The sequence below is a fragment of the Actinoplanes awajinensis subsp. mycoplanecinus genome, assembly GCF_001509495.1.
In the GTDB taxonomy this organism is placed as follows: domain Bacteria; phylum Actinomycetota; class Actinomycetes; order Mycobacteriales; family Micromonosporaceae; genus Actinoplanes; species Actinoplanes palleronii.
In genome coordinates this window covers 1-24,687 of record NZ_LLZH01000303.1, presented here as the reverse complement: position 1 = coordinate 24,687, position 24,687 = coordinate 1, and the positions used below count along the sequence as shown (strand labels likewise).

Sequence of the window (24,687 nt, the reverse complement as noted above, 5' to 3'; positions counted from 1 at the left end):
CAGGAGTATGCCCGACCTGTTGCTGCTTCACGGCCTGACCTACGACCACCGCACCTGGGAGCCACTCCGCGACGAGCTCGGTCCGGCCTGCCGGGTACTCGCCGTGGACCTTCCCGGCCATGGCACCTCGCCCCGGCGACCGTCATACGCCATGACCGAGGTCGCCGACATCATCCACGAACAGGTCGTCGCCGCCGGACTCACCAAACCCGTCGTGGTGGGCCACTCCGTCGGCGCGATCATCGCCACGACCTACGCGGCACGATTCCCCGCGACAGCCGTCCTCAACCTCGACCAGTTTCTGCGTCCCGGCACCTTCTTCGCTACCGTCCGCGCCGCCGAACCAATGCTGCGCGGCCCAGAATGGAAGCAGTTCTGGAATCGCATGCTCACCGAGATGGGCGTCGAGTCGCTGCCGGAACCTGGCCGCAGACTTGTCGAGACCGCAACAGATCCACGGCCGGATCTGCTGCTCGGATACTGGGACGAGATCCTGCACCGCTCCGACGCGGCGATCGACGGCCAGCGGCGGCAGGAACTGGAGACCATCGCCGCGAACGGGATCGACTATCACTGGGTAACGGCGACGGAGCCTCCCGAGCAGTACCTGCAATGGCTGCGGTCAATCATCCCCGAGGTCCGGGTGACAATCCTGCCGGGCGGGCACTTTCCCCACGTCGTCCACCCGGCCGCTATCGCCGGTTTGATCGCGCCAGGTAAAGCGCACGACGAAGTGGTACGAAAGTCCGGCTCACTGCCCGCAGCAGATCACGGTCAGGCACCGGCCCGATGACGGCCTCGACCGGGAGATGACCACGAGTGGCGTGCCGACGCGCGCACGGTCGAGACGGTCGCGGTCAGAGCGGGATGTTGGTGTGGGTGCCGCGGCGGGGAGCGGCGGTAGCGAGGGCCTCGGCCAGGGCTCGGCGGGTGTCGGACGGGTTGATCACGGCGTCGACGATGCCCAGCTCCACGGCCCGGTCGACGCCGCCGACGGTGCGGGTCTGTTCGGCGATCAGGTGGGTGCGCAGGGCCGGCAGGTCGGCCGGGTCGGTGCTGGCCAGGCGTTTGCGGTGCAGGACCTCGACGGCGGCCTCGGCGCCCATGACGGCGATCTCGGCCTGCGGCCAGGCGAACACGGCGGTGGCGCCCAGGCCACGGGAGTTCATCGCGATGTAGGCGCCGCCGTAGGCCTTGCGGGTCACCAGGGTCACGCGCGGGACGACGGCTTCGGCGAAGGCGTGCAGCAGCTTGGCGCCGCGGCGGATCACACCGCCCCACTCCTGGTCGACGCCGGGCAGGTAGCCGGGCACGTCGACCACGACCACCAGCGGGACGCCGAGCGCGTCACACATGCGTACGAATCGGGATGCTTTTTCGGCACTGAGCGAGTCGAGGCAGCCGCCTTTGCGTACCGGATTGTTCGCCACGACGCCCACCGCGCGCCCGGCGAACCGGCCGAGACCCACCACGATGTTCCGCGCCCACCGGGGTTGCAGTTCGACCAGGCTGGAGCCGCCGTCGGGCAGGTCGTCGAGCAGCGCGGTCAGCAGCGGGTGCACGTCGTAGGCGCGGCGGGGCCGCTCGGGCAGCAGCGCCAGCAGGTCGGTCGGCGTCGCGGTCAGCGCCGGGTCGATCGTGCCGGGGTCGCCCAGCAGCGCGGTGAGCCGCTGGATCACCGCGAACGCCTCGGCCTCGGTCGCGGTGACGACGTGGGCGACGCCGGAGGTACGGCTGTGCACTTCGGGGCCGCCGAGGGTCACCAGGTCGACCTGCTCGCCGGTCACGCTGCGGATCACGTCGGGTCCGGTGATCAGCATCCGGCCGGTGCCGGCCAGCACGACGACATCGGTCAGGGCGGGGCCGTAGGCGGCGGCGCCGGCGGCCGGGCCGACGATCACGGACAGCTGCGGTACGCGCCCGGAGGCGGCCGTCATCGCCGCGAACATCCGGGCCATGCCGTGCATCGAGCTCACGCCGTCGGCCAGGCGCGCACCGCCGGAGTGCCAGACGCCCAGCACCGGCCGGCCGTCGCGGACACCGGCCTCGATCGCCGCCACGATGTGATCGGCGCCGCGGGCACCCAGCGCACCGGCGATGCGGGTGGCGTCGGTGCAGTACGCGTACACCGGCAGGCCGCCGACCGCGCCCGCGACGGCGAGCACGCCGCTGTCGTCGGGCGGGTGCAGGGCCACGATGCTGCCCGGGTCGAGCAGGTGACCGAGGCGGACCAGGGGCGAGCGGGCGTCGGCCGCGACAGCGACGGACCCCTCGAGATCATCGACCGTCATGGCGACAGGGTGGGTGTCGCCGGGGGTCGGCGGCACCCGTAGCGAACCCCTGTCGCGGCTGGTCAGCCGAGCAGGCCGGCGTGCGTCGCGGCCATCACCGCGGCGGTGCGGTCGGACACCTCGAGCTTCGCGAAGATCCTGACGAAGTAGGTTTTCACGGTGGCCTCGGTGATGATCAGCGCGCGGCCGATGTCGGCGTTGGTGAGTCCCCGGGCCGCCAGGCGCAGCACCTCGGTCTCGCGGGGCGACAGGGTGTCCGGCCGAGGCCGGCGCACGCGGTCCATCAGTCGGGCGGCGACCGACGGCGACAGTACGGTCTCCCCGCGCGCGGCCGCCCGGATCGCCTGGGTGAGGTCGCCGGGGGAGGTGTCCTTGAGCAGGTATCCGGCGGCGCCGGCCTCGACGGCGCGCAGGATGTCGCCGTCGGACTCGTACGTCGTCAGGATCACCACCTGGGTGCCGGGCAGCTCGCCGCGGATCGTGGCGGTGGCACTCACCCCGTCACCGCCGGGCATCCGCAGGTCCATCAGCACGACGTCCGGCGTCAGCTCGCGGGCCGCCTCGACCGCGGTCGCGCCGGAGTTCGCCTCGCCGACGACGGTCAGCCCGGTGTCGTGGTCGAGCATGGCGCGGATGCCGAGCCGGATCACCGGGTGATCGTCTACCAGCAGGACGGAGATGGTCACGCGGGCACCTGGATCCGGATGCGGGTGCCCGTGCCGGGCGCCGAGTCGATGTGCAACTGCCCGCCGACCGCGTGCAGCCGGCGCCGCATCAGCGGCAACCCGTGCCCGGATGGCGTGATGCCGGGGGTGAAGCCGCGCCCGTCGTCGCTGATCTCCAGGCGGATCCCGTCGTCGCCGGCGGCGAGGGTGACGTCGACCCGGCCGGCGTGCGCGTGCTTGCGGACGTTGCTCAGGGCCTCCTGTGCCAGCCGCAGCAGGTCGACGTTGAGGGCGGTGTCGCCGGGGTCGGTCGTGCCGTCGATGCGCAGGCGCGCGTCGATGCCGTGCACGTCGCGCAGCCGGTCGACCTCGCGGCCCAGCGTGTCGGCCAGCGAGGCGGGTGCGGCCTCGGGCAGCGGGCGCGACGCGATCAGCGCCCGCGCGTCGGCCAGGTTGTCGCGGGTGGTCGCCTCGGCCAGCGCAAGCAGGTACCGGGCCCGTTCCGCGTCGGTGTCCAGCGTCGCCCCGGCCGCCTGCACCAGCATGATCGTGCTGGACAGGCCCTGGGCGAGGGTGTCGTGCAGGGCGTCGGCGACCTGCTCGCGTTCGGCGACCCGGCCGGCCTCGTAGGACAGCCGGCCCACCTCGGAGCGGGTGCGCCGCAACTCGTGGATCAGCTCGGCGCGCTGGGTGCTCTGCCGGATGATCGAGCTCGCCCACACGCCGAGCAGCACCGACAGGACCGCGCCGGCCACGGCGACCGGCAGCAGCGCCCCGGCCGGCGCGCCGGCGAGCCAGACCAGGTTGAGCACCAGCACCACCGGGGTGCCGACCACCGGGCCGACCGTCATGAACACCGGGCCGCAGAGCGCGAACAGGATGAACGCGCTGGCCGGGGCGAGCAGCACGGCGGCGGTGAAGACGACCACCACGGCGAGCTGGTAGAGCAGGGCCGTGCGGCTGCCGCGCGCGGCCCGGATCAATCGGCGGCCCAGCAGCAGGTGCGCGGCGACCAGCACGGCCAGCAGCCCGGCGGCCGCGGCGCGCCGGACCGGAGCGGGCTCCCCGGTGAGCAGCACGGCCGCGATGCTGCCCAGTGCGGCGACGACGAAGTACGCGTCCCACAGCGGCTGCCAGCGCAGCCACTCCTCGGGCGCGGGCAGCGCGGTCACCCGTCCTTGCGGCCCTGCCAGCGGAACGTGGTCAGGCACAGGATCACCCCTCCGAGGCACCAGGCGCCGAGGACCAGCGCGATGCGGCCGTGCTCCCAGGCACCGGCCGGCTCCATGGCGGCCGCGGAGTCGGGCAGGAACACCGAGCGGAACCCCTGCGCCATCCATTTGAGCGGGAACAGCGCCCCGATCTGCTGCAACGGTTGCGGCAGCGTCGTGAGCGGCACGATGAAGATGCCGGAGACGAATTGCAGGATCAGAAACGGCAGGTTGACGATCGGCGCGGCGGCGCGCACCGAGCGCGGGACGCTGCTCATCGCCGTGCCGAGCAGGGCGCAGCCGATCACGCCCAGCAGCAGGATCCAGGTGAAGGTGGCCCAGCGGGTGGCGTCGGACGGCAGCGGCAGGTCGTAGAAGGCCATGCCGACGGCCAGCACGATCGCGACCTCGGCGGCCGCGGTCACCAGGACCAGGACGATCTTGCCGGCGAAGTACGCGATCGGTGGCATCGGCACCCCGCGCAGCCGTTTGAGCGTGCCGTCCTCGCGGTCGCTGGTGATGCTGGTGGCCAGGTTGACGAAGCAGGTGGAACCGATGCCGGCGGCGATCATGCCGGCGACCAGCAGCTGGCTGGCCGGGATGCCGCTGCCGGCGATCTGCTGGTCGAAGATCGAGCCGAGCAGCACGAGCAGCACGACCGGCAGCGCGAACGTGAAGATGACCGCGGTGCGTTCGCGGAAGAACTGGCGCAGCTCGACGCCGGCGCGGGCCGCGCACAGCGAGACGACCGAGGGTTCGCGCAGGGTGCGTTCGATCGGTGCGGGGCGTGCGGTGGTCGGCGCGGTCACTGGGGGCTTCCGATCAGGTCGAGGTAGATGTCTTCCAGGGACGGCCGCCGCACGGCGAGGTGCGGGATCTCCGGCCCGAGCCGGTCGGCGAGCTCGCGTACGGCCGCGGTGGGCTCCGCGGTACGCAGGGTGCGGTGCGTGCCGTCCTCGAGCCAGCTCACCTCGGCCTCGGCGCTGGCGCGGCCACCGAGCTCGGCCGGGGTGTCGACGGCCAGGATCCGCCCGGCGGCGATGACGCCGACCCGGTCGGCCAGCGTCTCCGCCTCGTCGAGGTAGTGGGTGGTGAGCAGGATCGTGGTGGCGTCCTGCTCGGACAGCAGGCGGATCAGCGCCCAGAACTGGCGGCGGGCCTCCGGGTCGAAGCCGGTCGTCGGCTCGTCGAGGAACAGCAGCCGGGGCCGTCCGATCACGCCGATCGCGACGTCGACGCGCCGGCGCTGACCGCCAGAGAGCGTGCGGACCTTGGCGCCGGCCTTGGCGGTCAGCCCGACCAGGTCGATCACCTCGTCGGCGGGCCGGGGGTCGGGGTAGTAGCGGGCGAAGTGCCGGACCGTCTCGGCGACGGTCATGTCGGCCATGTCGGAGGCGCTCTGCAGCACCAGCCCGATGCCGTAGCGCCAGCGCCGCGAGGCCCGCTGCGGGTCCTCGCCGAGCACCCGTACCTCGCCGGCGTCGCGTTTGCGGAACCCCTCGAGGATCTCCACCGTGGTGGTCTTGCCGGCGCCGTTGGGGCCGAGCAACGCGAAGATCTCTCCTTCGGCGATGTCGAGGTCCACCCCGTCGACGGCGGTGGAGCCCTGGTAGTGCTTGCGGAGGCCACGTACCCGTACTGCGTCTGTCACGGTGTCAGCCTCCGGTAGTGGGTTGGGCGGCCGCGAGATCCGGCCGAGCGACAGCCGTGTCCATCGATCGACGGACACGCCCGGACCGGGGTCCGGCAGGGGTGTGCGGCGCCGGGCGCCGGTTCTACCCTGCTGCGGTGAGCACCCCGGGTTTGTACGCCATCAGCGATCTCCACGTGTCCTACGCCGAGAATCGGGAGATCGTCGAGGGCCTGCGACCGGCCGACCCCGGTGACTGGCTGATCGTCGCCGGCGACGTGGGTGAGGTCTTCGCCGACGTGGTGCGCACACTGGAGCTGCTGGCCGGCCGGTTCGCGAAGGTGATCTGGTCGCCGGGCAACCACGAGCTGTGGACGCCACGCGACGATCCGGAGCAGGAACGCGGTGAGGCGCGCTACCGCAAACTGGTCGACGCGTGCCGGGCGATCGGCGTGGTCACGCCGGAGGACGAGTACCCGGTGTGGCGTGGCGACGGCGGCCCGGCCGTCGTCGCGCCGCTGTTCCTGCTCTACGACTACTCGTTCCGGATGCCGGGCCTGGCGACCAAGGAGGCGTCGCTGGCCCGGGCGTACGAGGTGGGTGTGGTGTGCACCGACGAGATCCTGCTGCACCCGGACCCGTACCCGAACCGGGAGCAGTGGTGCTGGCAGCGGGTGGCCGCGACCGGGCGGCGACTCGACGCCGTCGACCCGGGCCTGCGGACCGTGCTGATCAACCACTGGCCGCTGGTCCGCGAGCCCACCCGGATCCTGCGCTACCCGGAGTTCGCGCAGTGGTGCGGCACCGAGCTGACCGCCGACTGGCACGTGAAGTACCGGGCCGCGGCGGCGGTCTACGGCCATCTGCACATCCCCCGCACGACCTGGTACGACGGCGTCCGCTTCGAGGAGGTGTCGGTGGGCTACCCCCGCGAGTGGCGCCAGCGCGGCGGCGCGCCGGGTGTGCTGCGCCGGGTGCTGGACTGACAACGGTTCCACGGCGGTCAGGCCACGTTGCTGATCCGCGGACCGAGCTTGATCAGCAGGTCCGCTCGCCGGGCCACGTCGAGCTTGCGGTAGATCTTGGTCAGGTGCTGTTCCACGGTGCTGACCGTGACGCAGAGCCGGGTGGCGATCTGCCGGTTGGTGCTGCCCTGCGCGGCCAGGGTGGCGACCCGGCGTTCGGCGTCGCTGAGCGAACCGAGCGCTTCCGCGTCGCTGCGGTCGCTGCTGTCGGCGACCACGTCGTCGACGTCGGGCAGCAGCCGGGCCCGCAGCGCGTCGGCCTGGCAGTCGCCGGCCAGGTCGTACGCCCGGCGCACGGTCATCCGGGCGCGGTGGAAGTCGCCCAGCGACCGTTGCGCCTCGCCGAGGTCGGCCAGCGTGTGTGCCAGCAGCAGCCGGTCACCGCAGGCGCGCAGGATCTCGGCGGCCTCGCGCAGCAGCGACGGGCGCTGCCCGAGCGGCACGGTGCCGGCCAGGGCCCGCAGGGTCGCGGCGCGGACCCGGCTGGGTTCCGGGGGCAGCTGGGTGAGCTGGCTCTCGGCCAGCGCGCGGGCCTGGTCCGGCTGGTTGAGGCGCAGGTGGGCGTGGGCGGCGTCGACGCGCCACGGCGCGATCGACGGCAGGTCGAGATCCCAGCCGGCGGTCAGGTCCCAGCAGGTGGTGAAGTCGTCGAGGGCGGCCTGCGCGCGGCCGCCGGCCAGGTAGTAGCTGCCGCGGGCGCGCAGGAACAGCAGGCCCCACATGGTCTCGAACATGCTGTCCGGCACCGGGTCGTCGAGCAGCCGGCCGGCCTCGGCGAGCCGGCCGCGGGCGACGTGGGCCAGGATCAGCGTGCTGAGCGGGTAGCCGATCGCCGGGCCCCAGCTCTGCCGGGAGATCGCGGCGAGGGCGGCCTCGGCGGAACGTTCGGCCTCGGCGGGCCGGCCGGTGCGCAGCGCGATCTCGGCCCGGATGGCCAGCAGCTGGGCCTGCCAGGACGGGGCGGCGTGCGTACCGGCCTGGCTCAGCAGCCGCTCGGTCCACAGGCTCGCGGTCTCCAGATGCTCGGCGTGGATCAGGATGGTCAGCGCCGCGGCGATGGCGGTCAGGGTCCGCCCGGACAGCGGCGACCGTTGCAGGGCCTGCTCGGCCACCAGCACTCCCGCGCTGGTGGGGCCCTTGTGCAGGGTGTCCAGGGTGTGCGCCAGCGCGTCCGGGATGCTGGCCGTCACCTCGGTGCTGCGGCCCGCCGGGAGCAGGGTGGGTGCCTCGTCGCGCAGCAGGCCGGGTGTGGTGAAGCGGATCCATGCGGTGAGCAGCCGGATCTCGGAGCGCAACACCGCGTCGGTGTCGGCGCGGGTGATCCCGTCGAGCACCTCGACGGCTTCGACGCTGCGTCCGAGCCAGAGCAGGCAGTGCGCGACGACCATCCGGCCGGCCGCGTTCAGCTGCCCGGCCCGGGCGACGGCCATCAGCTGATCGAGGCGGTGCCCGGCGGCGGCCGGGTCGCCACGCCACTCGGCCCGCAGCAGGTCGACCTTGAGCGCGGCGCGTTGCCGGTCGTCGGCCGCGCCGTCGTGGGCCAGGCGCAGCAGGGCGACCGCCGGTGCGGTGTCCCCGGCGGCCAGCAGGCCGTCGACGGCGACGCCGAGCGCCGCGGCGGCCCAGCCCGGGGCGCGGCCGGCGGCGAGCAGGTGCCGGGCGACCGCGAGTGGCGCCGCGCCCTGTTCGTAGAGCAGCCGGGCCGCGCGCAGGTGCAGATCCGTCACGGTGGCCGGCGGCAGCTGGTCGAGCACGGCTTGGCGGGCGGCGGCGTGCGGCAGGCGGCCGTCGCTGATCAGCCCGGCGCTCTGCAGGGCGGCCAGGGTGCGGCTGGCGGCCGCGGTGTCGACCTCGGCGAGGCGGGCGAGGGTGAGGGCATCGGCCGGCGGGGTGCCGTCGAACAGCGCGGCGGCCGCCAGGATCTTGCGCAGGACCGGGTCGCAGCGCTCAACGTAGCGGCGCAGCGCGGTGGTGTACGCGCGGCCCGGCTGCACCTGACCGTCGTGGTCGAGGTGGGGCCCGCCGGCGTCGCGCAGGTCGGCGATGAGTGTGCTGGTCAGCAGCGGGTTACCGCCGGAGGCTTCGGTGCAGGCCCGCACGAGGCTCTCGCCGGGGCGCTCACCGAGGGCGTCGGCGAGCAACTCGCCCACGCCGCGGCGGGTCAGCGGCGGCAGGGCGAGGTGGTGGCCGGCGGCCAGTTCCAGCAGCTCGGCGTAGAGCTGGGGGTCGGACGGCTCGACGAGGTCGCCGCAGGCCACCGCGACCAGGATCCGGGCATGGCGGATGCGCCGGATCAGGTAGAGCAGGCAGTGCAGCGACAGCGGGTCGACGTGGTGCAGGTCGTCGATCGCGATCAGCAGCGGGGTGTGCTCGGCGCCGGTCAGCAGCGCCGCCGCGGCCGTCGCGAGCAGGGTGCCCAGCAGGGGATCGGGGATCATCTGGCCGGGGGTGTGGCCGTGGCGCAGTGCCGCGCCGTGCACCTCGCGCATCAGTGCGGCGAGGTCCGGGCGTTCGGCGGAGAACGGCAGGTCGGCGCAGAACTGGTTGACCAGGCTCAGCGGCAGCTCCCGCTCGGTGCGGGCGCCGGTGCCGCGCACGACGGCGTAGCCGGCCCGGTGGGCGTGGTCGACCAGGGCGCGCAGCATCGTGGATTTCCCGCTGGCGAGCGAACCGGTGATCGCCAGGACGCGTCCCTCGCCGGCCCGGCAGGCCGCCAGGGCATCGTCGCATGCGGCGAGTTGTTCCTGTCGTTCGACAAACATGCGTGGCTTCTCCTAGAAGTCACCGCCCGTTATCCGGGTTGCGGTGCGGGGGACGCATTCCTTCGTATGCACGAAAAAATAGACAACCGATAGGGGTGTATCGGTTGCCATCGTTGCGGAATCATTTCCGGGTTTTGTACGGCGCAGCGAGTATGGCATCGGCTGGATGCGTGGAGCAATCAACGCAGCCGTGAACTTTGGACCTTCGCCCGGGTCGCAAATCGGGTACGTACGGCGAAAAGCATCGGCCCAAGATCATCTCGTATCCGGGCAAAAAGGGTGGAGATTATGCGGAGAGAGCAGGCGTTATCGCTCTGGGTCATCGAAAACTGGGCGCGCTCCCATGTCGCGTACGTCTCTTTTGGACGGAAAGTTTAACGGATGATTTCCTGCGGCTGATCTAACCGTGGACGGTCTCTGAAGTAATGCGTCTTAACTGCTAGGGGGTGTGCTGGGGTTGGTCCGTCATTCCGCATTACGTACGGTCCGGAGCAGGCGCTTGATAATGGCGCTGACAGCTTTCACGGTGAGGAAGTGGCGTGACGGAAAACGGAGCGGGCGAGGACTGGCAGATTCCGGTCGACCGCACCCAGGCACCGGCGCGCGAACCCGGCCCGATCGACCTGCGCCGCAATTTCCTGCAGGCCGCCTACTCCGGCATCCCCACGTTCATGGGCCTGCCGGTCTGCCTCGACCCGGCCGACCTGCGCGCCGGCGGCGTCGACGTCGCGGTGCTCGGCGTGCCGCTGGACTCCTCGTCCGGTCACCGCGGCGCCGCGTACGGCCCCCGCGCGCTGCGCTCCGACGAGCGCTACCTGTTCAACACCCCGGAGCTGCTGATCAGCCCGAGTACCCGGGTCAGCCCGTTCCAGCAGCTCAAGGTCGTCGACTACGGCGACGCCGCGATCGACATCTTCAGCGTGGAGAAGTCGCTGCCGTCGATCGCCGCGACCGTCACCGAGGTCGCGCAGACCGGTGCCATCCCGGTCATCCTCGGTGGCGACCACTCGCTGATGATCGCGAGCGTCGGCGCGCTGGCCGACCTCTACGGCCCGGACAAGATCGGTGTCGTCCACTTCGACGCCCACCCGGACTGCCACGAGCACATCTTCGGCCACCGCGTCACGCACGGCACCCCGATCTGGCGGCTGATCGAGGAGAAGAAGATCCCCGGCAAGAACTTCATCCAGGTGGGACTGCGCACCCCGACCGGGCCCGACGACCAGTTGTTCAACTGGATGCGCCGGCAGGGACTGCGGACCCACTTCATGGTGGAGATCGAACGCTCCGGCTTCACCGCCGTGCTCGACAAGGTCATCGAAGAGGTGCTCGACGGGCCCGAGTTCGTCTACCTGTCACTCGACATCGACGTGCTCGACCCGGCGTACGCCCCGGGCACCGGCACCCCCGAACCCGGCGGCCTGACCCCGCGCGAGCTGTTCCCGGCGTTCCGGCGCATCTGTGCCGAGACCAACGTCATCGGCATCGACGTGGTCGAGGTCGCCCCGCACCTGGACCCCGGCTACACCACGACCATGAACGCGCGCCGGGCCATCTTCGAGGGCCTGACCGGCCTGGCCATGAAAAAGGCGGGGATGGTCAGCACCGACTACGTCAACCCGATCGCCTCCGGCCAGCTCAAGTTCCCGCTGGTCTGACGCGTCCGCCCGTATCGCGGAAGGACATCCGTCCGATGACGGCCACAGTGTTCGCGCCCGACTCCGCCCAGCCGCTCGCCGAGCTGGAACGCACCGCCGCCCGCGTCGCCGAGGTGCTCGCCGGCCTCGGGGTCCGGCCCGGCATCCGGGTGCTGTTCAAGGCGGACAACTCGGCCGGCTGGGTCACCGTGCTGCTCGGCCTGGCCCGCGCCGGCGCCTCCATCGTGCTGCTCGACCACCAGGACAAGGCCGAGGAGACCACCCGCGTGCACCGGCTGACCGGCGCCGCGCTGTCGATCGTCGACGACGACGCCGTGCCGCCGGCCGAGGGCCGCACGGTCTACGTCTACCAGCTGCTGGCCGCCGCCGCGGCCCGCACCGGCCCGGCCCTGGACGGCCCACTCGACCTGGACGTCTGGCGGGCCCTGCCGGACGGCCTGATCATGTGGTCCTCGGGCTCGACCGGCACGCCCAAGGGCATCGTCAAGACCGGCGCGCGTTTCCTGGACAACCTGCGACGCAACGCCGAGCACATGGGTCACCGCCGCGACGACGTGCTGCTGCCGCTGCTGCCGTTCTCCCACCAGTACGGCCTGTCGATGGTCCTGATCGCGTGGCTGGTGCGGTGCTCGCTGGTCATCGCCCCGTACCGGCGCCCGGACCGGGCGCTGCGGATGGCCGGGCAGACCGGTGCCACCGTGCTGGACGCGACACCGGCGACGTACCGGACTCTCGCGAACCTGGTCGACCGGCGGCCCGGCGCGCCCGCCGACCTGCGTACCGTGCGGTTGTTCTGCAGCGGCGCCGCGCCGCTCGATCCCACCGTGACCGCCCGCTACCTCGCGCTGTTCGGCAAACCGCTGCTGGACAGCTACGGCAGCACCGAACTCGGCAACGTCGCGTTCGCCACCGCGGACAACCCGGTCGCCACCGGACAGCCGGTCGACGGCATGGGCGTGCGCATCGTCGGCGACGACGGCGAACCGCTCGGCGCCGGCGAGATCGGTGAGATCGAGGTCGACTCCCCGGATCTGATGGAGGGTTACCTCGACGCGGACGGCCAGGTGGACCCGGCGCCGCGCACCTGGCGGCGCACCGGCGACCTGGGCCGGCTCGACGAGCACGGCAACCTCGAGGTCGCCGGGCGCAAACTGGCGGTGCGCCGGTTCGGCTACACGCTCTACCCCGAGCTGATCGAGGCCCGGCTGGCGACCGCGGGCTGCTCGACCAAGGTGATCGCCACCCCGGACGAGCGCCGCGGCAGCTCCCTGACCTTCTTCGTGGAGGACGAGACCGGCGCGGACGTGGCCCGGTGGCGCGAGCAGATCTGCGCGGTGCTGCCCGCCTACGAACAGCCCAACCGGGTCGTCGTGCTGGACCGGCTGCCGCTCAACCGCAACGGCAAACCCGACCGGGCCGCGCTGGAACGGGCCGCGCTGCAACTGCCGGCCGAGGTGCCGGCATGAGCGACGCGATCGTCTTTCCCGCACTGTCGCCGGTGCGGCGCAAGGACCTCGGCACCTTCCTGCAGATCCATCCGTACGCCCGGCAGCGCCTGGCCGAAGCCGACGACGTGCTCGGCTACCACCTGAGCGACGCGCTGGCCGACGCCCCCGCCGACGACGACTACGCCGCCCCGGTCCAGGTGGCGGTGCTCGTCGCCTGCCTGGCGCTGGCCGAGTGGGCGCAGCGGGAACACGGCGCCACCCCGGCGTACTGCGCCGGCCCCAGCTTCGGCGAGCGGGCCGCGCTGGCCTACACCGGTGCGCTGCCGCTGGCCGACACGGTGCGCCTGGTCGACGAGATCGCCCGCGCCGAGAAGGACTACTTCGCCACCGAGCACCGCGACGTCGTCACCCACTCGTTCACCCGGGTGCCACCGGACCGGCTCGACGAACTGCTGGCCGGCCTGGACTGGCACGACATCTCCGGCCGGCTGGACACCGACTTCCACATGGTGTCGCTGCGCGAGACCGCCCTGGACGACTTCAAGACGGCGATCAGCGCGGCCGGCGGCTACTCGCTCTACACGATGCGCCCGCCGGCGCACGCATCGCTGTTCACCGGGGTCCGCGCCCGGATGCAGCAGGTCTACGCCCGGTACACCCTGGCGGCCCCGCGGATCCCGATCGTGTCGTATCAGGACGGCGCGCTGCTGACCGACCCGGTGGCGCTGCGTACCGCGCTGCTCGACGGGTTCGTGCGCCCGATCCGCTGGCTCGACACCGTCCGCGGCCTGCGCGAGCAGGGCGTCGACCGGCTCTGGGTGGCCGGGCCGGACACGATGTTCTCCCGGCTGCGCAGCACGGTGGACACCTTCGCCGTCGAGCTCTGCGACCTGCGCCGGGTACTGGTGCGCCCGCGTCGCTGACCGCCCGCCCGCGTCGCTGACCGCCGCCCGCCGGCAATCGGCGCCGGTGCGTCAGCCGGTCGGCAGGTCGATCGGTGCGATCGCGTCGAAGACGTCGCCCGGGCCCGGGTTCGTCGCGGGCGTGGCGCCGCCGAGGTGGTGCAGCACACCCCACACCGCGTTGAGTGCGGTGGTCACCGCGCCCTCGGCGAAGCCGCCGGTCCACGACACGTCGTCGCCGGCCAGGAACAGGCCGCGCTGGCATGCGGGCAGGTCGCGCTGCATGAAGTGGGTGAACAGCCGGCGCTGGTAGCGGTACTGACCGGGCAGGTTGGCCTTGAACGCGCCCTGGAAGTGCGGCTCGGTCTCCCAGGTCACCGCGACCGGCGGGGCGATGATCCGGCCGCCGATGTCCACGCCGGGATAGACGCGGCGCAGGTGGCGCAGCATCACGTCGAGGCGCTCGCCCGCCGGCAGCGCGGCCGTCTTGAGCGAGTCGTCGTTCCACGTGTAGGACAGGCACATCACGCCCGGCTCGCCCGGTTCGCCGTCGAACAGGTAGACACCGCGCGGGGCGCGGTCGGTGAGCGTCATGCCCATCACCGGCAGGCCGGTGCGTTCGTCGCGGTCGGACCAGAACGGGCGGTCGACCAGCGCGAACAGCTTCGACCCGCCCATGTAGTGGGTGCGCTCCACCGCGGTCCACACGTCGGCGGGCAGCAGGTCCTCGGCGGTGTCGATGCGGTTGAGCAGCAGGCGTACCTGCGGGGTGACGACCGCCGCGGCGAAGTCGGCGCGACCGTCCGCGGTCTCCACCCGGATGCCTTCGGCGCTGCGGGACAGCCGGGAGACCGCCGGGCGGAAACCGTCGGAGTGCAGCGACGCCAGCGACGTGCCCGCCGGCCAGTGCGCCATGGCCTGCGGCGCGTGCGACCAGAGCCGCAGCGGCAGCTGCTGGGCGCCGCCGACCAGGCTCAGGTGCCGGTCGTCGGCCGCGGTGTAGACCACCCGCAGGATCTCCAGCATCGAGTTGGGGAAGTCGGTGTCCCAGCCGCCGGTGCCGAAACCGACCTGGCCGAAGATCTCCCGGTGCCGGAACGACGCGAAGCTCGGCGACGACGACAGGAAACCGTAGAACGACTGGTCGTCGAGCAGCGGCACGAGCCGGTTCCAGAGCGCCTTGAGCGTCGCGGTGTCGCGGCGGCGGATCGCGGACTCCATCGCGGTGAAGTCGGCGCCCTCCTCGAGGACCTTGGCCCAGGCGTCGCCGACCTCCTGGTACACCGACGGCAGGTCGTCGCTGCGGTGCGCGCTACGCCGGTCGCCGTTGACGTCCACCACGGTGTGCGGCGTGGCCGCGGTCAGCGGGTTCGGGAACGGCCGGGTGCCGATGCCGACCAGGTCGACGTAGTGGAACAGCGTGGTGGCCGACGGCGGGAACCGCATCGCGCCCAGCTCGGCGACGGTGCCGGGATGGCCCTCGAAGCTGACCGAGCGCATCCGGCCGCCGAGCTGCTCGGCCTCGAAGACCACCGGGCGCAGCCCCAGCCGCATCAGCTCGTACGCGGCGACCAGCCCGGCGACACCCCCGCCGACCACCGCGACCGGGGTGCCGAGCCGGGCCGCGGGAACGGCGCCCAGCCCGTCCGGGTGGGCCAGCCACCGGTCGTAGCCGAACGGGAAGTCCGGGCCGAACATGGTCACCGGCGGCGCGGTGATCTCGGCGAACGTGGTCAACGGACCGGTCCGTACAGCTCCGGGCGCCGGTCGACCAGATACGGCGTGACCTGCCGGGCGGCCAGGATCACCGCCGGGTCCACGTCGGCGAACAACAGCGTCTCGGTGTCGCCCTCTCCGGCGCCGCCGCGTGCGGTGCCGTCCGGCGCGAGCACCCGGCTCAGCCCGCAGTAGCCGTCCGGGCCGTCGCTGTACCAGTTCACGTACGCGACGAACAGCTGACTCTCGAAGGCCCGCGCCGGCACCAGGGTGCGCGCGACGACCTCCCAGGGCCGCGCCAGCGCCGTCGGCACCACCAGCAGCTCCGTGCCGGCCAGCGCGTGCGCCCGGACCGCCTCGGGGAACTCGACGTCGTAACAGACCAGCAAGCCGACGGTGAGCGGGCCCAGCCGCGCCTGCACCACGAGCTCGTCGCCGGCGGTGAACACCGCACGGTCACCCTCGCCGTACAGATGAGTCTTGCGGTAGACGGTGGCCGTACCGGCGGCGTCGACCAGCCGGACACTGTTGTGGATCCGGGCGCCGTCGCGCTCGGGCCAGCCGTAGACGATCGCGACACCGGTACGGGCGGCGATCTCGCCGACGGCGTCGGCCAGCGGCCCGCCGGCCGGCTCGGCCAGCTCCGCGGTCCGGGCCCGGCCCAGGTGGTACCCGGTCGCCGACATCTCCGGCGTGATCAGCAGCGTGGCGCCGCCGCGCGCCGCGTCCGCCGCGACCGCGCCCAGCCGGGCCAGGAAGGCGTCGCGGTGCGCCCGGCCGGGCACCCATGCGGGCTGCCAGCACGCGACACGCATTGTCCCTGCAGTTTCCGAATCATTCACCGGTCGTTTATCCCCGCATTTCGAGCAGGCGCTGTGACGTGGCCTGCGAATTGCTATCGGCGGCCCCGGAAATCGGCAACCCCTATCCGGCCGCAGCACCCCAGTGCGCAATCCCACAACGGCCGGAAATTGTCCGGCCCCTATGCTGGCCGGGTGTCCGACCACGACCCGCCACAGCTGCGCCGTCCCCGTCACCGGCTGGAACGACGCGTCCTCGGCTGGTGGAGCGTGCAGGCCGCCGTCGTGGTGCTGCCGCCGGTCGCGGTGCTCACCCTGCTGACCGCGCTGATCCCGCCGGCCCGCACCTGGCTGGGGCTCAGCCTCGGCATCGTCGCCGGGCTGGGGCTGGCCTATCTGCTGGTGATGCCGATCTGGCGCTACCGGGTGCACCGCTGGGAGACCACCGACGAGGCGGTCTACGCGGTCTCCGGCTGGTTCTGGCAGCGTTCCCGCATCGCACCGGTGGCCCGGCTGCAGACCGTGGACACGGTGAGCGGGCCGATCCAGCGGCTGTTCGGGCTGACCGGGCTGGTGGTGACGACCGCCTCGGCGGCCGGGCCGATCCGCATCCAGGGCCTCGACCGCAAGCTCGCCCAGCAGCTGGCCGAAACCCTGGCCGGCCGCGCGCAGGCCACCCCGGGAGACGGGCAGTGACCACGCCGGACCCGGCGCCGCCGTGGCAGCGGCTGCACCCGCGGATGGTCGCGATCAGCCTCACCTGGCTGATCCCGCCGCTCGGCTCGATCCTGCTCACCCTGCTGCTCACCGGCGGCAACCTCGACCTCGCCGCGGTGATCACCCTCGGCTCGATCCTGCTCAGCTTCCTGGTCATCGCGGCGGCGTTCGCGGTCCGGCTGGCCACCACCCGCTACCGGATCACCGCGGACCGGGTGGAGATGCGCTCCGGGGCGTTCCTGCGGCGCTTCCGTACCATTCCCCGCGACCGGATCCGTACCGTCGACGTGACCGCCACCCCGCTGTACCGGCTGCTCGGGCTGCGCGCGGTCCGGTTCAGCACCGGCGAGCACGTGGCCGGCGACGGCCGGCACCTGACCCTCGACGGCGTGACCGTCGCGCGCGCCGACGAACTGCGCCGGCTCGCCCAGGACGCGACCGGCGGGGACGCCGCGCTCGCCGTGCTGACCTGGCGCTGGCTGCGCTACGCCCCGCTCACGCTCTGGGGCATCGCAGGCGTCGGTGTCGTGGTCGGCGGCTTCGCCCGGCTGCTCGACTCGCTGAAGATCAACCCGGCTGAGGTCGGTGTGCTGCGCGACCTGTGGTTCACCCTCGCCGATCTGCCGCTGGCCCTCGCGATCGTCCTGCCGATCCTGGTGATGCTGCTGCTCGGCGCGCTGACCTCGGTGGCCACCTTCGTCGAGACCTGGTGGGACTACCGCCTGCAGCACGCCGGCGCGGGCACGGTCCGGCTGCACCGCGGCCTGTTCAGCACCCGGTCGGTGTGGCTCGACCGCGACCGGCTGCGCGGGGTGCAGCTCACCGAACCGCTGCCGCTGCGCTGGGCCCGCGGCGCCCGGCTCAACGCGGTGGCCACCGGGCTGGGCAGCGCCGACGACCGGCCGACGTCGATGAAGAGCGCCCTGCTGCCGCCGGCCTCCCGGGCCGAGGCCGAGCGGGTCGCCACCGCCGTGCTCGGCGAACGACCGGACCTGCTGGCCGGGCTGACCCTGGCCGGGGCACCCCGCGCCGCGCTGCGCCGGCGGATCACCTGGGCCCTCGCCGCCGTCGCGGTGATCGAGGCGCCGCTGGTGATCCTCGGTCTGCTGCTCACCGACGTGCTGCTGCACCTCGCCTGGATCAGCGCCCTGGTGCTGCTGCCGGTGGCGCTGGCCGCGGCGGTCGACGCCTACCGCAACCTCGGCTCCGGACTGCTCGGCCGCTACCTGGTCACCCGCTGCGGCACGTACGCCCGGCGCACCGTGCTGCTGGACCGCTCCGGCATCCTCGGCTGGGGCATCAACCGCTCGAGCGCCCAGCGGCGTGCCGGGCTGGCCACTTTGGTTGCCCTGGTGCCCGCCGGCCGCGGCGGCTACAAGATCCGCGACGTGGCGCTCGCCGACGGCCTCGCGCTCATTCGCGCGGCCACCCCGGGAATGCTGGAACCGTTTCTCGCCGACGATTTCCCACCCGCGCCCGAACCGGTCGAAGAAAACGCCGTGAGCATCACCCCCTAGGGGTGCCGCAGGGGCTCTGCCGCGAAAGCATCGCCACTTAACCTCGCGCGAAAGTGTGTTCTGCTTCGCCGAAATGGTGGTCGCGTTATGACAGGTTCGAACGAGCTGCGGGACCGCCTGGCCACCCTGGCGCCCGCCGACGCCCGGCGGATGCTCACCGACCTGGTGACCGAGCTGGCCGCGGCCGCGCTGCGCCGCCCGGCCGGCGAACCCGTCGCGGCCGGCGGCACGTTCTTCGAGTCCGGCTTCGACTCGCTGACCGCCGTCGAACTGCACAGCCGGCTGACCGCGGCGACCGGCCTCGCGCTGCCGGTCACCCTCGCGTTCGACCACCCGACGCCGGCCGCGCTCGCCCGCCACCTGCACGGCGAACTGTTCGACCTGGCGCCCGAACCGGACGGCACCGGCGACGGGCCCGGCGACGCGAGCGAGCCGATCGCGATCGTCGGCATGGCCTGCCGGTTCCCCGGCGGCGCCGGCACACCCGAGGCGCTCTGGCAGCTCGTCGCGACCGGCACTGACGCGATCGGCGAGTTCCCGGCCGACCGCGGCTGGGACCTCGCCGCGCTCTACGACCCCGACCCCGAGCACCCCGGCACCACGTACACCCGGCACGGCGGTTTCCTCTACGACGCCGCCGGGTTCGACGCCGGTTTCTTCGGCATCAGCCCCCGCGAGGCGCTGGCCATGGACGCCCAGCAGCGCCTGGTCCTGGAGACCTCGTGGGAGGCGCTGGAACGCGCCGGCATCGCCCCGGACACCCTGCGCGAGCAGCGCGTCGGCGTGTTCGTCGGCGCGGAGGCCCAGGAGTACGGCCCGCGCCTGCAGGACGCCGCCGACGGCCTGGAGGGCTACCTGGTCACCGGCAACGCGGCGAGCGTCGCCTCCGGCAGGGTCTCCTACACCCTGGGCCTGCAGGGCCCGGCCCTGACCGTCGACACCGCCTGCTCCTCGTCGCTGGTCGCCCTGCACCTGGCCGCGCAGGCGGTACGCCAGGGCGAAGCCACCATGGCGCTGGCCGGCGGTGTCGCCGTGATGGCCAGCCCCGCGTCCTTCCTGGCCTTCTCCCGCCAGCGCGGCCTCGCCCCGGACGGCCGGTGCAAACCGTTCGCGGCCGGCGCCGACGGCACCGCGTGGGCCGAGGGTGTCGGCATGCTGCTGGTCGAGCGGCTCTCCACGGCGCGCGCCGCCGGCCGCCGGGTGCTCGCGGTGATCCGCGGCTCGGCGGTCAACCAGGACGGCGCGTCCAACGGCCTGACCGCACCGAACGGCCCGTCGCAGCAGCGGGTGATCCGCCAGGCGCTCGCGAACGCCGGCCTCACCGCGCAGGACGTGGACGCCGTCGAGGCGCACGGCACCGGCACCACCCTGGGCGACCCGATCGAGGCGCAGGCGCTGCTGGCCACGTACGGCCGTGACCGTACCGGCGACCCGCTGTGGCTCGGCTCGCTCAAGTCGAACATCGGCCACGCCCAGGCTGCGGCCGGGGTCGGCGGCGTGATCAAAATGGTTCACGCGATGCGGCACGGCGTGCTGCCGGCGACCCTGCACGTCGACGCGCCCACCCCGCACGTCGACTGGACCGCCGGCGCGGTCCGGCTGCTGACCGAGGCGCAGCCCTGGCCCGGCACCGGCCGGCCACGGCGCGCGGCGGTCTCCTCGTTCGGCATGAGCGGCACCAACGCCCACGTGATCCTGGAAGCGCCGGACGAGGTGGACGACCCGGCCACCGTGGACGTGCCGTCCACCGTCGTGTTGCCGCTGTCCGGTCGTACCCCCGAGGCTCTTGCCGCGCAAGCGGCGGCCCTGCGGGACCGCCTCGGTGAGCCGGACGCCGGCCTGGCGGACCTGGGCTGGTCGCTGGCGAGCGCCCGCACGCACTTCGCGCACCGGGCCGTCGTGCTCGGCGCCGACCGCGACGAGCTGGCCCGGGGCCTCGCCGCGCTGGCCGCCGGCGACCCGTCCGCCACGGTGATCACCGGGACCGTGGCCGAGGGCCGCACCGCGTTCCTGTTCACCGGGCAGGGCTCGCAACGTGTGGCGATGGGCCGCGAGCTGTACGCCCGCGAACCGGTCTTCGCGGCCGCCTTCGACGAGGCCGCCTGGTACCTCGACATCCAGCTCGACCGCCCGCTGCGCGAGGCGCTGGCCGACGAGGACCTGCTCGCCCGCACCGAGTACGCCCAGCCGGCCATCTTCGCCGTGCAGGTGGGCCTGCTCGCCCTGGTACGGCACCGGGGCATCACCGCGGACGTGCTCGCCGGGCACTCGATCGGGGAGATCGCCGCGGCGTACGCTGCCGGGGTTTTGTCGCTCGCCGACGCCGCCGCCCTGGTCGGCGCGCGCGGCCGCCTCATGCAAGCGTTGCCGCCCGGCGGCTCGATGCTCGCCGTGCGCGCCGGCGAGCACGAGGTCCGCGCCGCGTTCCCGGACCTGGACATCGCCGCGGTCAACGGCCCGGCGGCGGTGGTGGTCTCCGGCACCGACGCGGACCTGGCGGCCGTCGCCGGGCACGGCTGGACCGCCACCCGGCTGCGGACCAGCCACGCCTTCCACTCCCGGCTGATGGCGCCGATGCTCGACGAGTTCCGCCGGCTGCTGCGCTTCCTCACCTTCCGAGAGCCGGCGGTGCCGGTCGTCTCCACGGTCACCGGCCGACCGGTCGGCCCGGGGGAGTGGACCGACCCCGAGTACTGGGTGCGGCACGTGCTGCACACCGTCCGCTTCGCCGACGCGCTCGAAGCCCTCGCCGGCGTGACCCGGTTCGTGGAGCTGGGCCCGGACGCGGTGCTGTCCGCGCTGGTGCCCGGCGCGGTGCCGCTGCTGCGCCGCGGCCACGACGAGAACCAGACGGTGGCTGCCGCGCTCGCCGCCCTGCACACCCGGGGCGCCCAGGTCGACTGGCGGGCGCTGTACCCGCACGCCCACCTGGTGGACCTGCCGACCTATGCCTTCCAGCGCGAGCACTACTGGCTCGACAGCGCCCCGGCCCGCCCGGCCGGTGCCGACGCGCTGTTCTGGGCGGCCGTCGACCGGGCCGACCCCGGCGCGCTCGCCGCCGAGCTGGGCGTCGGCGCCGAGGACGTCGCCGGGGTGCTGCCCGCGCTGGCGTCCTGGCGCGAGCGCGGCAAGTCCCGCTCGCTCGTCGACGGCTGGCGCTACCGGGTCACCTGGCGCCCGGCCGCCGACCCGGCCCCGGCCGGGCTCACCGGCACCTGGGCGGTGGCCGGCGACGACGGGCACGACCTCGCCGCGTTGTTGACCCGGCTGGGCGCCACCGTGGTGCCCGTGGCGGATGCCCGGACCGGCGTGATCGCCGCACCGTCCTCGCTCACCGAGGCGCTGCACCTGATCCAGGACCTGATCGCGGCCGGCCGCGACGTGCCGCTGTGGCTGGTCACCCGGGGTGCGGTGCGCACCGGGCCGGCCGACGGCGCGCCCGACGTGGACCAGGCCGCCCTGTGGGGCCTCGGCCGGGTGCTCGGCCTCGAACATCCCGGCCTCTGGAGTGGCCTGCTGGACCTGCCGGAGACCGTCGACGCCCGCGCCACTGCCCGCATCGGCGCCGTCCTGAGCGGCGCGCTCGGCACCGAGGACCAGATCGCGGTCCGCGGCGGCGGCATCCTGCTGCGCCGGCTCACCCCGGCGCCCGCCACGTCCGGGCGGACCTGGCAGCCGCGCGGCACCGTCCTGATCACCGGCGGCACCGGCGGGCTCGGCGCGCAGGTGGCCCGCTGGGCCGCCGCGCACGGCGCCGACCGGCTGGTGCTGGTCTCCCGGCGCGGCCCGGACGCGCCGGGCGCCGCCGACCTGCTCGCCGCGCTGCCGCATGCCGAGATCCACGCGTGCGACCTGGCCGACCGGGACGCCGTCGAGGCCCTGCTGGCGGCGGTCGGCCCGCTCGACGCGGTGGTGCACGCCGCCGGGATCGGCGAGGACGCCACCCTCGCCGACGCGGACGACGAGCACCTGCGCCGCGTCGTCGCCGGCAAGGTGGACGGCGCCCGGCACCTGGACGACCTCGCCGGCGACGTCGGCGCGTTCGTGGTGTTCTCCTCCATCTCCGGCGTCTGGGGCAGCCGCGGCCAGGCCGCCTACGGCGCCGCGAACGCCGCCCTCGACGCCCTCGTCGAACGCCGCCGCACCCAGGGCCGGCCGGGCACCGCACTGGCCTGGGGACCCTGGGACCGGATCGGCATGGCCGCCGACCAGCAGGAGACCGCCACGCTGCGCAGGCAGGGCCTGCTTCCCCTGCCGCCGGAGCAGGCCGTTGCCGCGCTGGCCGCCGCGGTCGGGGCCGGCGACACTGCCATCACCCTCGCCGACGTGCGCTGGGACGATTTCGTGCCGCTGTTCGCCGCGGCCCGCGAGCGTCCGCTGCTTGCCGAGCTCACCACGGCACCGGCCGCCGCCGGCACCGTGTTCTCCACCTTCGGTCAGCGGCTGCTCGGCCTCGCCGCACCCGAACGCGTACGGCTGGTCGCCGACGTGGTGCGCACCCACGTCGCCGCGGTGCTGGGCCACGCCTCCACCGACGCCATCACGCCCGGCCGGGCCTTCAAGGAACTGGGCTTCGACTCGCTGACCGCGGTCGAACTGCGAACCCGGCTGAACGCCGCGACCGGGCTCACGCTGCCGGCCACGCTCGCGTTCGACCACCCGAGCGTGCAACAGCTCGCCGCCTACGTGCAGCAGCAGCTCGCCGGCACCCTGCCGGAGCAGGTCACCGCGCCGGCCGGCGTGGCCACCGGCGACCCGATCGTCATCGTCGGCATGGGTATCCGGTTCCCCGGGGGCGCGGACACCCCCGAGGCGCTGTGGGAGCTGCTCGCCGCGGGCGCCGACGCGATCGGGGAGTTCCCCGCCGACCGCGGCTGGGACCTGGACACGCTGTTCCACCCGGACCCGGATCACGCCGGTACGTCGTACGCCCGCGAGGGCGGTTTCCTGCACGGCGCCGCCGACTTCGACGCGGCCCTGTTCGGCATCTCGCCGCGTGAGGCCCTCGCGATGGACCCGCAGCAACGGCTGCTGCTGGAAACGTCGTGGGAGGCGTTCGAGCGGGCCGGGATCGACCCGCTGAGCCTGCGCGGCCAGCAGATCGGCGTGTTCGCCGGCTCCAACGGCCAGGACTACGCCACCCACCGCCACGACGTGCCCAGCGACCTGGAGGGCTACCTGGGCACCGGCACCGCCGGCAGCGTCGTCTCCGGCCGGGTCTCCTACGCGTTCGGCCTGGAGGGCCCGGCGGTCACGGTCGACACGGCGTGCTCGTCGTCGCTGGTCGCGTTGCACCTTGCCGTGCAGGCGCTGCGCTCCGGCGAGTGCACGATGGCTCTGGTCGGCGGTGTCACCGTGATGTCCACCCCGGACGCCTTCGTCGATTTCAGCCGTCAGCGCGGCCTGGCCACCGACGGCCGCTGCAAGTCGTTCGCCGCCGCGGCCGACGGCACGGCCTGGGGCGAGGGCGCCGGCATGCTGCTGGTCGAGCGTCTTTCCGCGGCGCGAGGCGCCGGTCGGTCCATCCTTGCCGTGGTACGGGGGACGGCGGTCAACCAGGACGGCGCGTCCAACGGGCTGACCGCGCCGAACGGTCCCGCCCAGCAACGCGTGATCCGCGCCGCCCTGAACACCGCCGGGCTCACCGCGGCCGAGGTGGACGTCGTCGAAGCGCACGGGACCGGCACCGCGCTGGGTGACCCGATCGAGGCGCAGGCGCTGCTCGCCACCTACGGTCAGGACCGGGAGCGGCCGCTGCTGCTGGGCTCGATCAAGTCGAACATCGGTCACACCCAGGCGGCCGCGGGTGTGGCGGGCATCGTGAAGATGGTCCTGGCGCTGCGCCACGAGACGCTGCCGGCCACCCTGCACGTCGACGAGGCGTCGCCGCACGTCGACTGGAGCGCCGGCCGCGTTGAGCTGCTTACCGAGGCGCAGCCCTGGCGTGGCGGCGACCGCACCCGCCGCGCGGCCGTCTCGTCGTTCGGCGTCTCCGGCACCAACGCGCACGTGATCCTGGAGGAGCCGCCGACCTCGCCGCCGGCGCAGACGGAGGCGCTCGACCTGCCGGTGGTGCCGGTGCTGGTGTCCGGTCACACGGAGGAGGCCCTGGAAGCGCAGGCCCTCTGGAGTCTCGACGGCGATGTGCTCGCCATCGGTGCTGCTGCCGCGCGGCGTGCCGCGTTGTCGCATCGCGCCGTGATTCTCGGCGAGACCACGGTCAGGGGTGTCGCCCGGCCCGGTCGCCTGGCGTTCCTGTTCACCGGTCAGGGCGCGCAGCGGGCCGGCATGGGCCGGGGCCTCTACACGACGTTCCCGGTGTTCGCGGACGCCTTCGACCGGGTT

Annotated in this window: 15 protein-coding genes and 1 pseudogene; 8 read left to right on the top strand and 8 right to left on the bottom strand. The window is 73.5% G+C overall.

The genetic code is table 11. The annotated features are described in order from the left end of the window. Window positions 1–7: 7 nt before the first annotated feature. Window positions 8–793, top strand: coding sequence for an alpha/beta fold hydrolase (locus ADL15_RS36825; protein WP_067701289.1), 786 nt, complete (start codon window positions 8–10; stop codon window positions 791–793). 64 nt (window positions 794–857) lie between these two features. On the opposite strand, the gene ADL15_RS36820 is transcribed toward ADL15_RS36825, so the two are convergent. From ADL15_RS36820 to ADL15_RS36800, 5 genes are all read right to left on the bottom strand, one after another. After that, the gene (locus ADL15_RS36820; RefSeq protein ID WP_067701286.1) at window positions 858–2,291 is read right to left on the bottom strand and encodes an acyl-CoA carboxylase subunit beta; all 1,434 of its coding nucleotides are present in this window, start codon (window positions 2,289–2,291) and stop codon (window positions 858–860) included. A gap of 62 nt (window positions 2,292–2,353) precedes the next feature. Continuing rightward, window positions 2,354–2,977: a response regulator gene (locus tag ADL15_RS36815; protein WP_198171169.1), complete on the bottom strand. Its 624-nt coding sequence runs from the start codon at window positions 2,975–2,977 to the stop codon at window positions 2,354–2,356. Further along, complete coding sequence (locus ADL15_RS36810) at window positions 2,974–4,167, bottom strand: sensor histidine kinase (protein ID WP_067701282.1); 1,194 nt, start codon at window positions 4,165–4,167, stop codon at window positions 2,974–2,976. Before ADL15_RS36810 ends, ADL15_RS36815 begins: the two co-directional genes overlap by 4 nt. After that, window positions 4,125–4,976, bottom strand: coding sequence for an ABC transporter permease (locus ADL15_RS36805; protein ID WP_232344770.1), 852 nt, complete (start codon window positions 4,974–4,976; stop codon window positions 4,125–4,127). Before ADL15_RS36805 ends, ADL15_RS36810 begins: the two co-directional genes overlap by 43 nt. Then, window positions 4,973–5,818, bottom strand: a complete 846-nt coding sequence (locus ADL15_RS36800) for an ABC transporter ATP-binding protein (RefSeq protein ID WP_067701409.1) — start codon at window positions 5,816–5,818, stop codon at window positions 4,973–4,975. The genes ADL15_RS36805 and ADL15_RS36800 overlap by 4 nt, the downstream gene beginning before the upstream one ends. 101 nt (window positions 5,819–5,919) lie before the next feature. On the opposite strand from ADL15_RS36800, the gene ADL15_RS36795 reads away from it, so the two are divergent. After that, window positions 5,920–6,783 (top strand): metallophosphoesterase family protein, encoded by an 864-nt coding sequence (locus ADL15_RS36795; protein ID WP_394326972.1) that lies wholly within the window; start codon window positions 5,920–5,922, stop codon window positions 6,781–6,783. A gap of 17 nt (window positions 6,784–6,800) precedes the next feature. On the opposite strand, the gene ADL15_RS36790 is transcribed toward ADL15_RS36795, so the two are convergent. Continuing rightward, on the bottom strand, window positions 6,801–9,584 hold the full coding sequence (locus ADL15_RS36790) for a helix-turn-helix transcriptional regulator (RefSeq protein ID WP_067701279.1): 2,784 nt from the start codon (window positions 9,582–9,584) through the stop codon (window positions 6,801–6,803). Window positions 9,585–10,123: 539 nt separating this feature from the next. Between ADL15_RS36790 and ADL15_RS36785 the strand changes: the two genes are divergently transcribed. From ADL15_RS36785 to ADL15_RS36775, 3 genes are read left to right on the top strand one after another with little or no spacing between them, the layout of a single operon-like run. Then, window positions 10,124–11,242, top strand: coding sequence for an agmatinase family protein (locus tag ADL15_RS36785; protein WP_067701276.1), 1,119 nt, complete (start codon window positions 10,124–10,126; stop codon window positions 11,240–11,242). 35 nt (window positions 11,243–11,277) lie between these two features. Continuing rightward, on the top strand, window positions 11,278–12,708 hold the full coding sequence (locus ADL15_RS36780) for a class I adenylate-forming enzyme family protein (protein ID WP_067701273.1): 1,431 nt from the start codon (window positions 11,278–11,280) through the stop codon (window positions 12,706–12,708). Beyond that, window positions 12,705–13,613 (top strand): ACP S-malonyltransferase, encoded by a 909-nt coding sequence (locus ADL15_RS36775; protein ID WP_067701270.1) that lies wholly within the window; start codon window positions 12,705–12,707, stop codon window positions 13,611–13,613. Before ADL15_RS36780 ends, ADL15_RS36775 begins: the two co-directional genes overlap by 4 nt. A 51-nt stretch (window positions 13,614–13,664) precedes the next feature. Here the strand turns inward: ADL15_RS36775 and ADL15_RS36770 are convergent, their stop codons facing one another. Together ADL15_RS36770 and ADL15_RS36765 are read right to left on the bottom strand one after the other, a co-directional pair. Continuing rightward, window positions 13,665–15,329, bottom strand: coding sequence for a flavin monoamine oxidase family protein (locus ADL15_RS36770; protein ID WP_232344769.1), 1,665 nt, complete (start codon window positions 15,327–15,329; stop codon window positions 13,665–13,667). Further along, entirely contained in the window at window positions 15,326–16,123 is a 798-nt protein-coding gene (locus ADL15_RS36765; protein ID WP_067701268.1) for a carbon-nitrogen hydrolase family protein, read from the bottom strand. The genes ADL15_RS36770 and ADL15_RS36765 overlap by 4 nt, the downstream gene beginning before the upstream one ends. Before the next feature lie 180 nt (window positions 16,124–16,303). Between ADL15_RS36765 and ADL15_RS36760 the strand changes: the two genes are divergently transcribed. The 3 genes and pseudogenes from ADL15_RS36760 to ADL15_RS36750 all read left to right on the top strand — a co-directional run. Then, window positions 16,304–16,804, top strand: a complete 501-nt coding sequence (locus tag ADL15_RS36760; protein ID WP_067701265.1) for a PH domain-containing protein — start codon at window positions 16,304–16,306, stop codon at window positions 16,802–16,804. After that, window positions 16,801–18,342 (top strand): PH domain-containing protein, encoded by a 1,542-nt coding sequence (locus tag ADL15_RS36755; RefSeq protein ID WP_067701262.1) that lies wholly within the window; start codon window positions 16,801–16,803, stop codon window positions 18,340–18,342. Before ADL15_RS36760 ends, ADL15_RS36755 begins: the two co-directional genes overlap by 4 nt. Window positions 18,343–18,468: 126 nt before the next feature. Further along, a pseudogene (locus ADL15_RS36750) lies at window positions 18,469–24,687 on the top strand (SDR family NAD(P)-dependent oxidoreductase); the annotation flags it as partial.

Excerpts from the sequence above, each read along its gene's own strand:
- ADL15_RS36825 (WP_067701289.1), top strand. The coding sequence starts at position 8 with ATGCCCGACCTGTTGCTGCTTCACGGCCTGACCTACGACCACCGCACC.
- ADL15_RS36820 (WP_067701286.1), bottom strand. The coding sequence starts at position 2,291 with ATGACGGTCGATGATCTCGAGGGGTCCGTCGCTGTCGCGGCCGACGCC.
- ADL15_RS36790 (WP_067701279.1), bottom strand. The coding sequence starts at position 9,584 with ATGTTTGTCGAACGACAGGAACAACTCGCCGCATGCGACGATGCCCTG.
- ADL15_RS36780 (WP_067701273.1), top strand. The coding sequence starts at position 11,278 with ATGACGGCCACAGTGTTCGCGCCCGACTCCGCCCAGCCGCTCGCCGAG.
- ADL15_RS36775 (WP_067701270.1), top strand. The coding sequence starts at position 12,705 with ATGAGCGACGCGATCGTCTTTCCCGCACTGTCGCCGGTGCGGCGCAAG.
- ADL15_RS36765 (WP_067701268.1), bottom strand. The coding sequence starts at position 16,123 with ATGCGTGTCGCGTGCTGGCAGCCCGCATGGGTGCCCGGCCGGGCGCAC.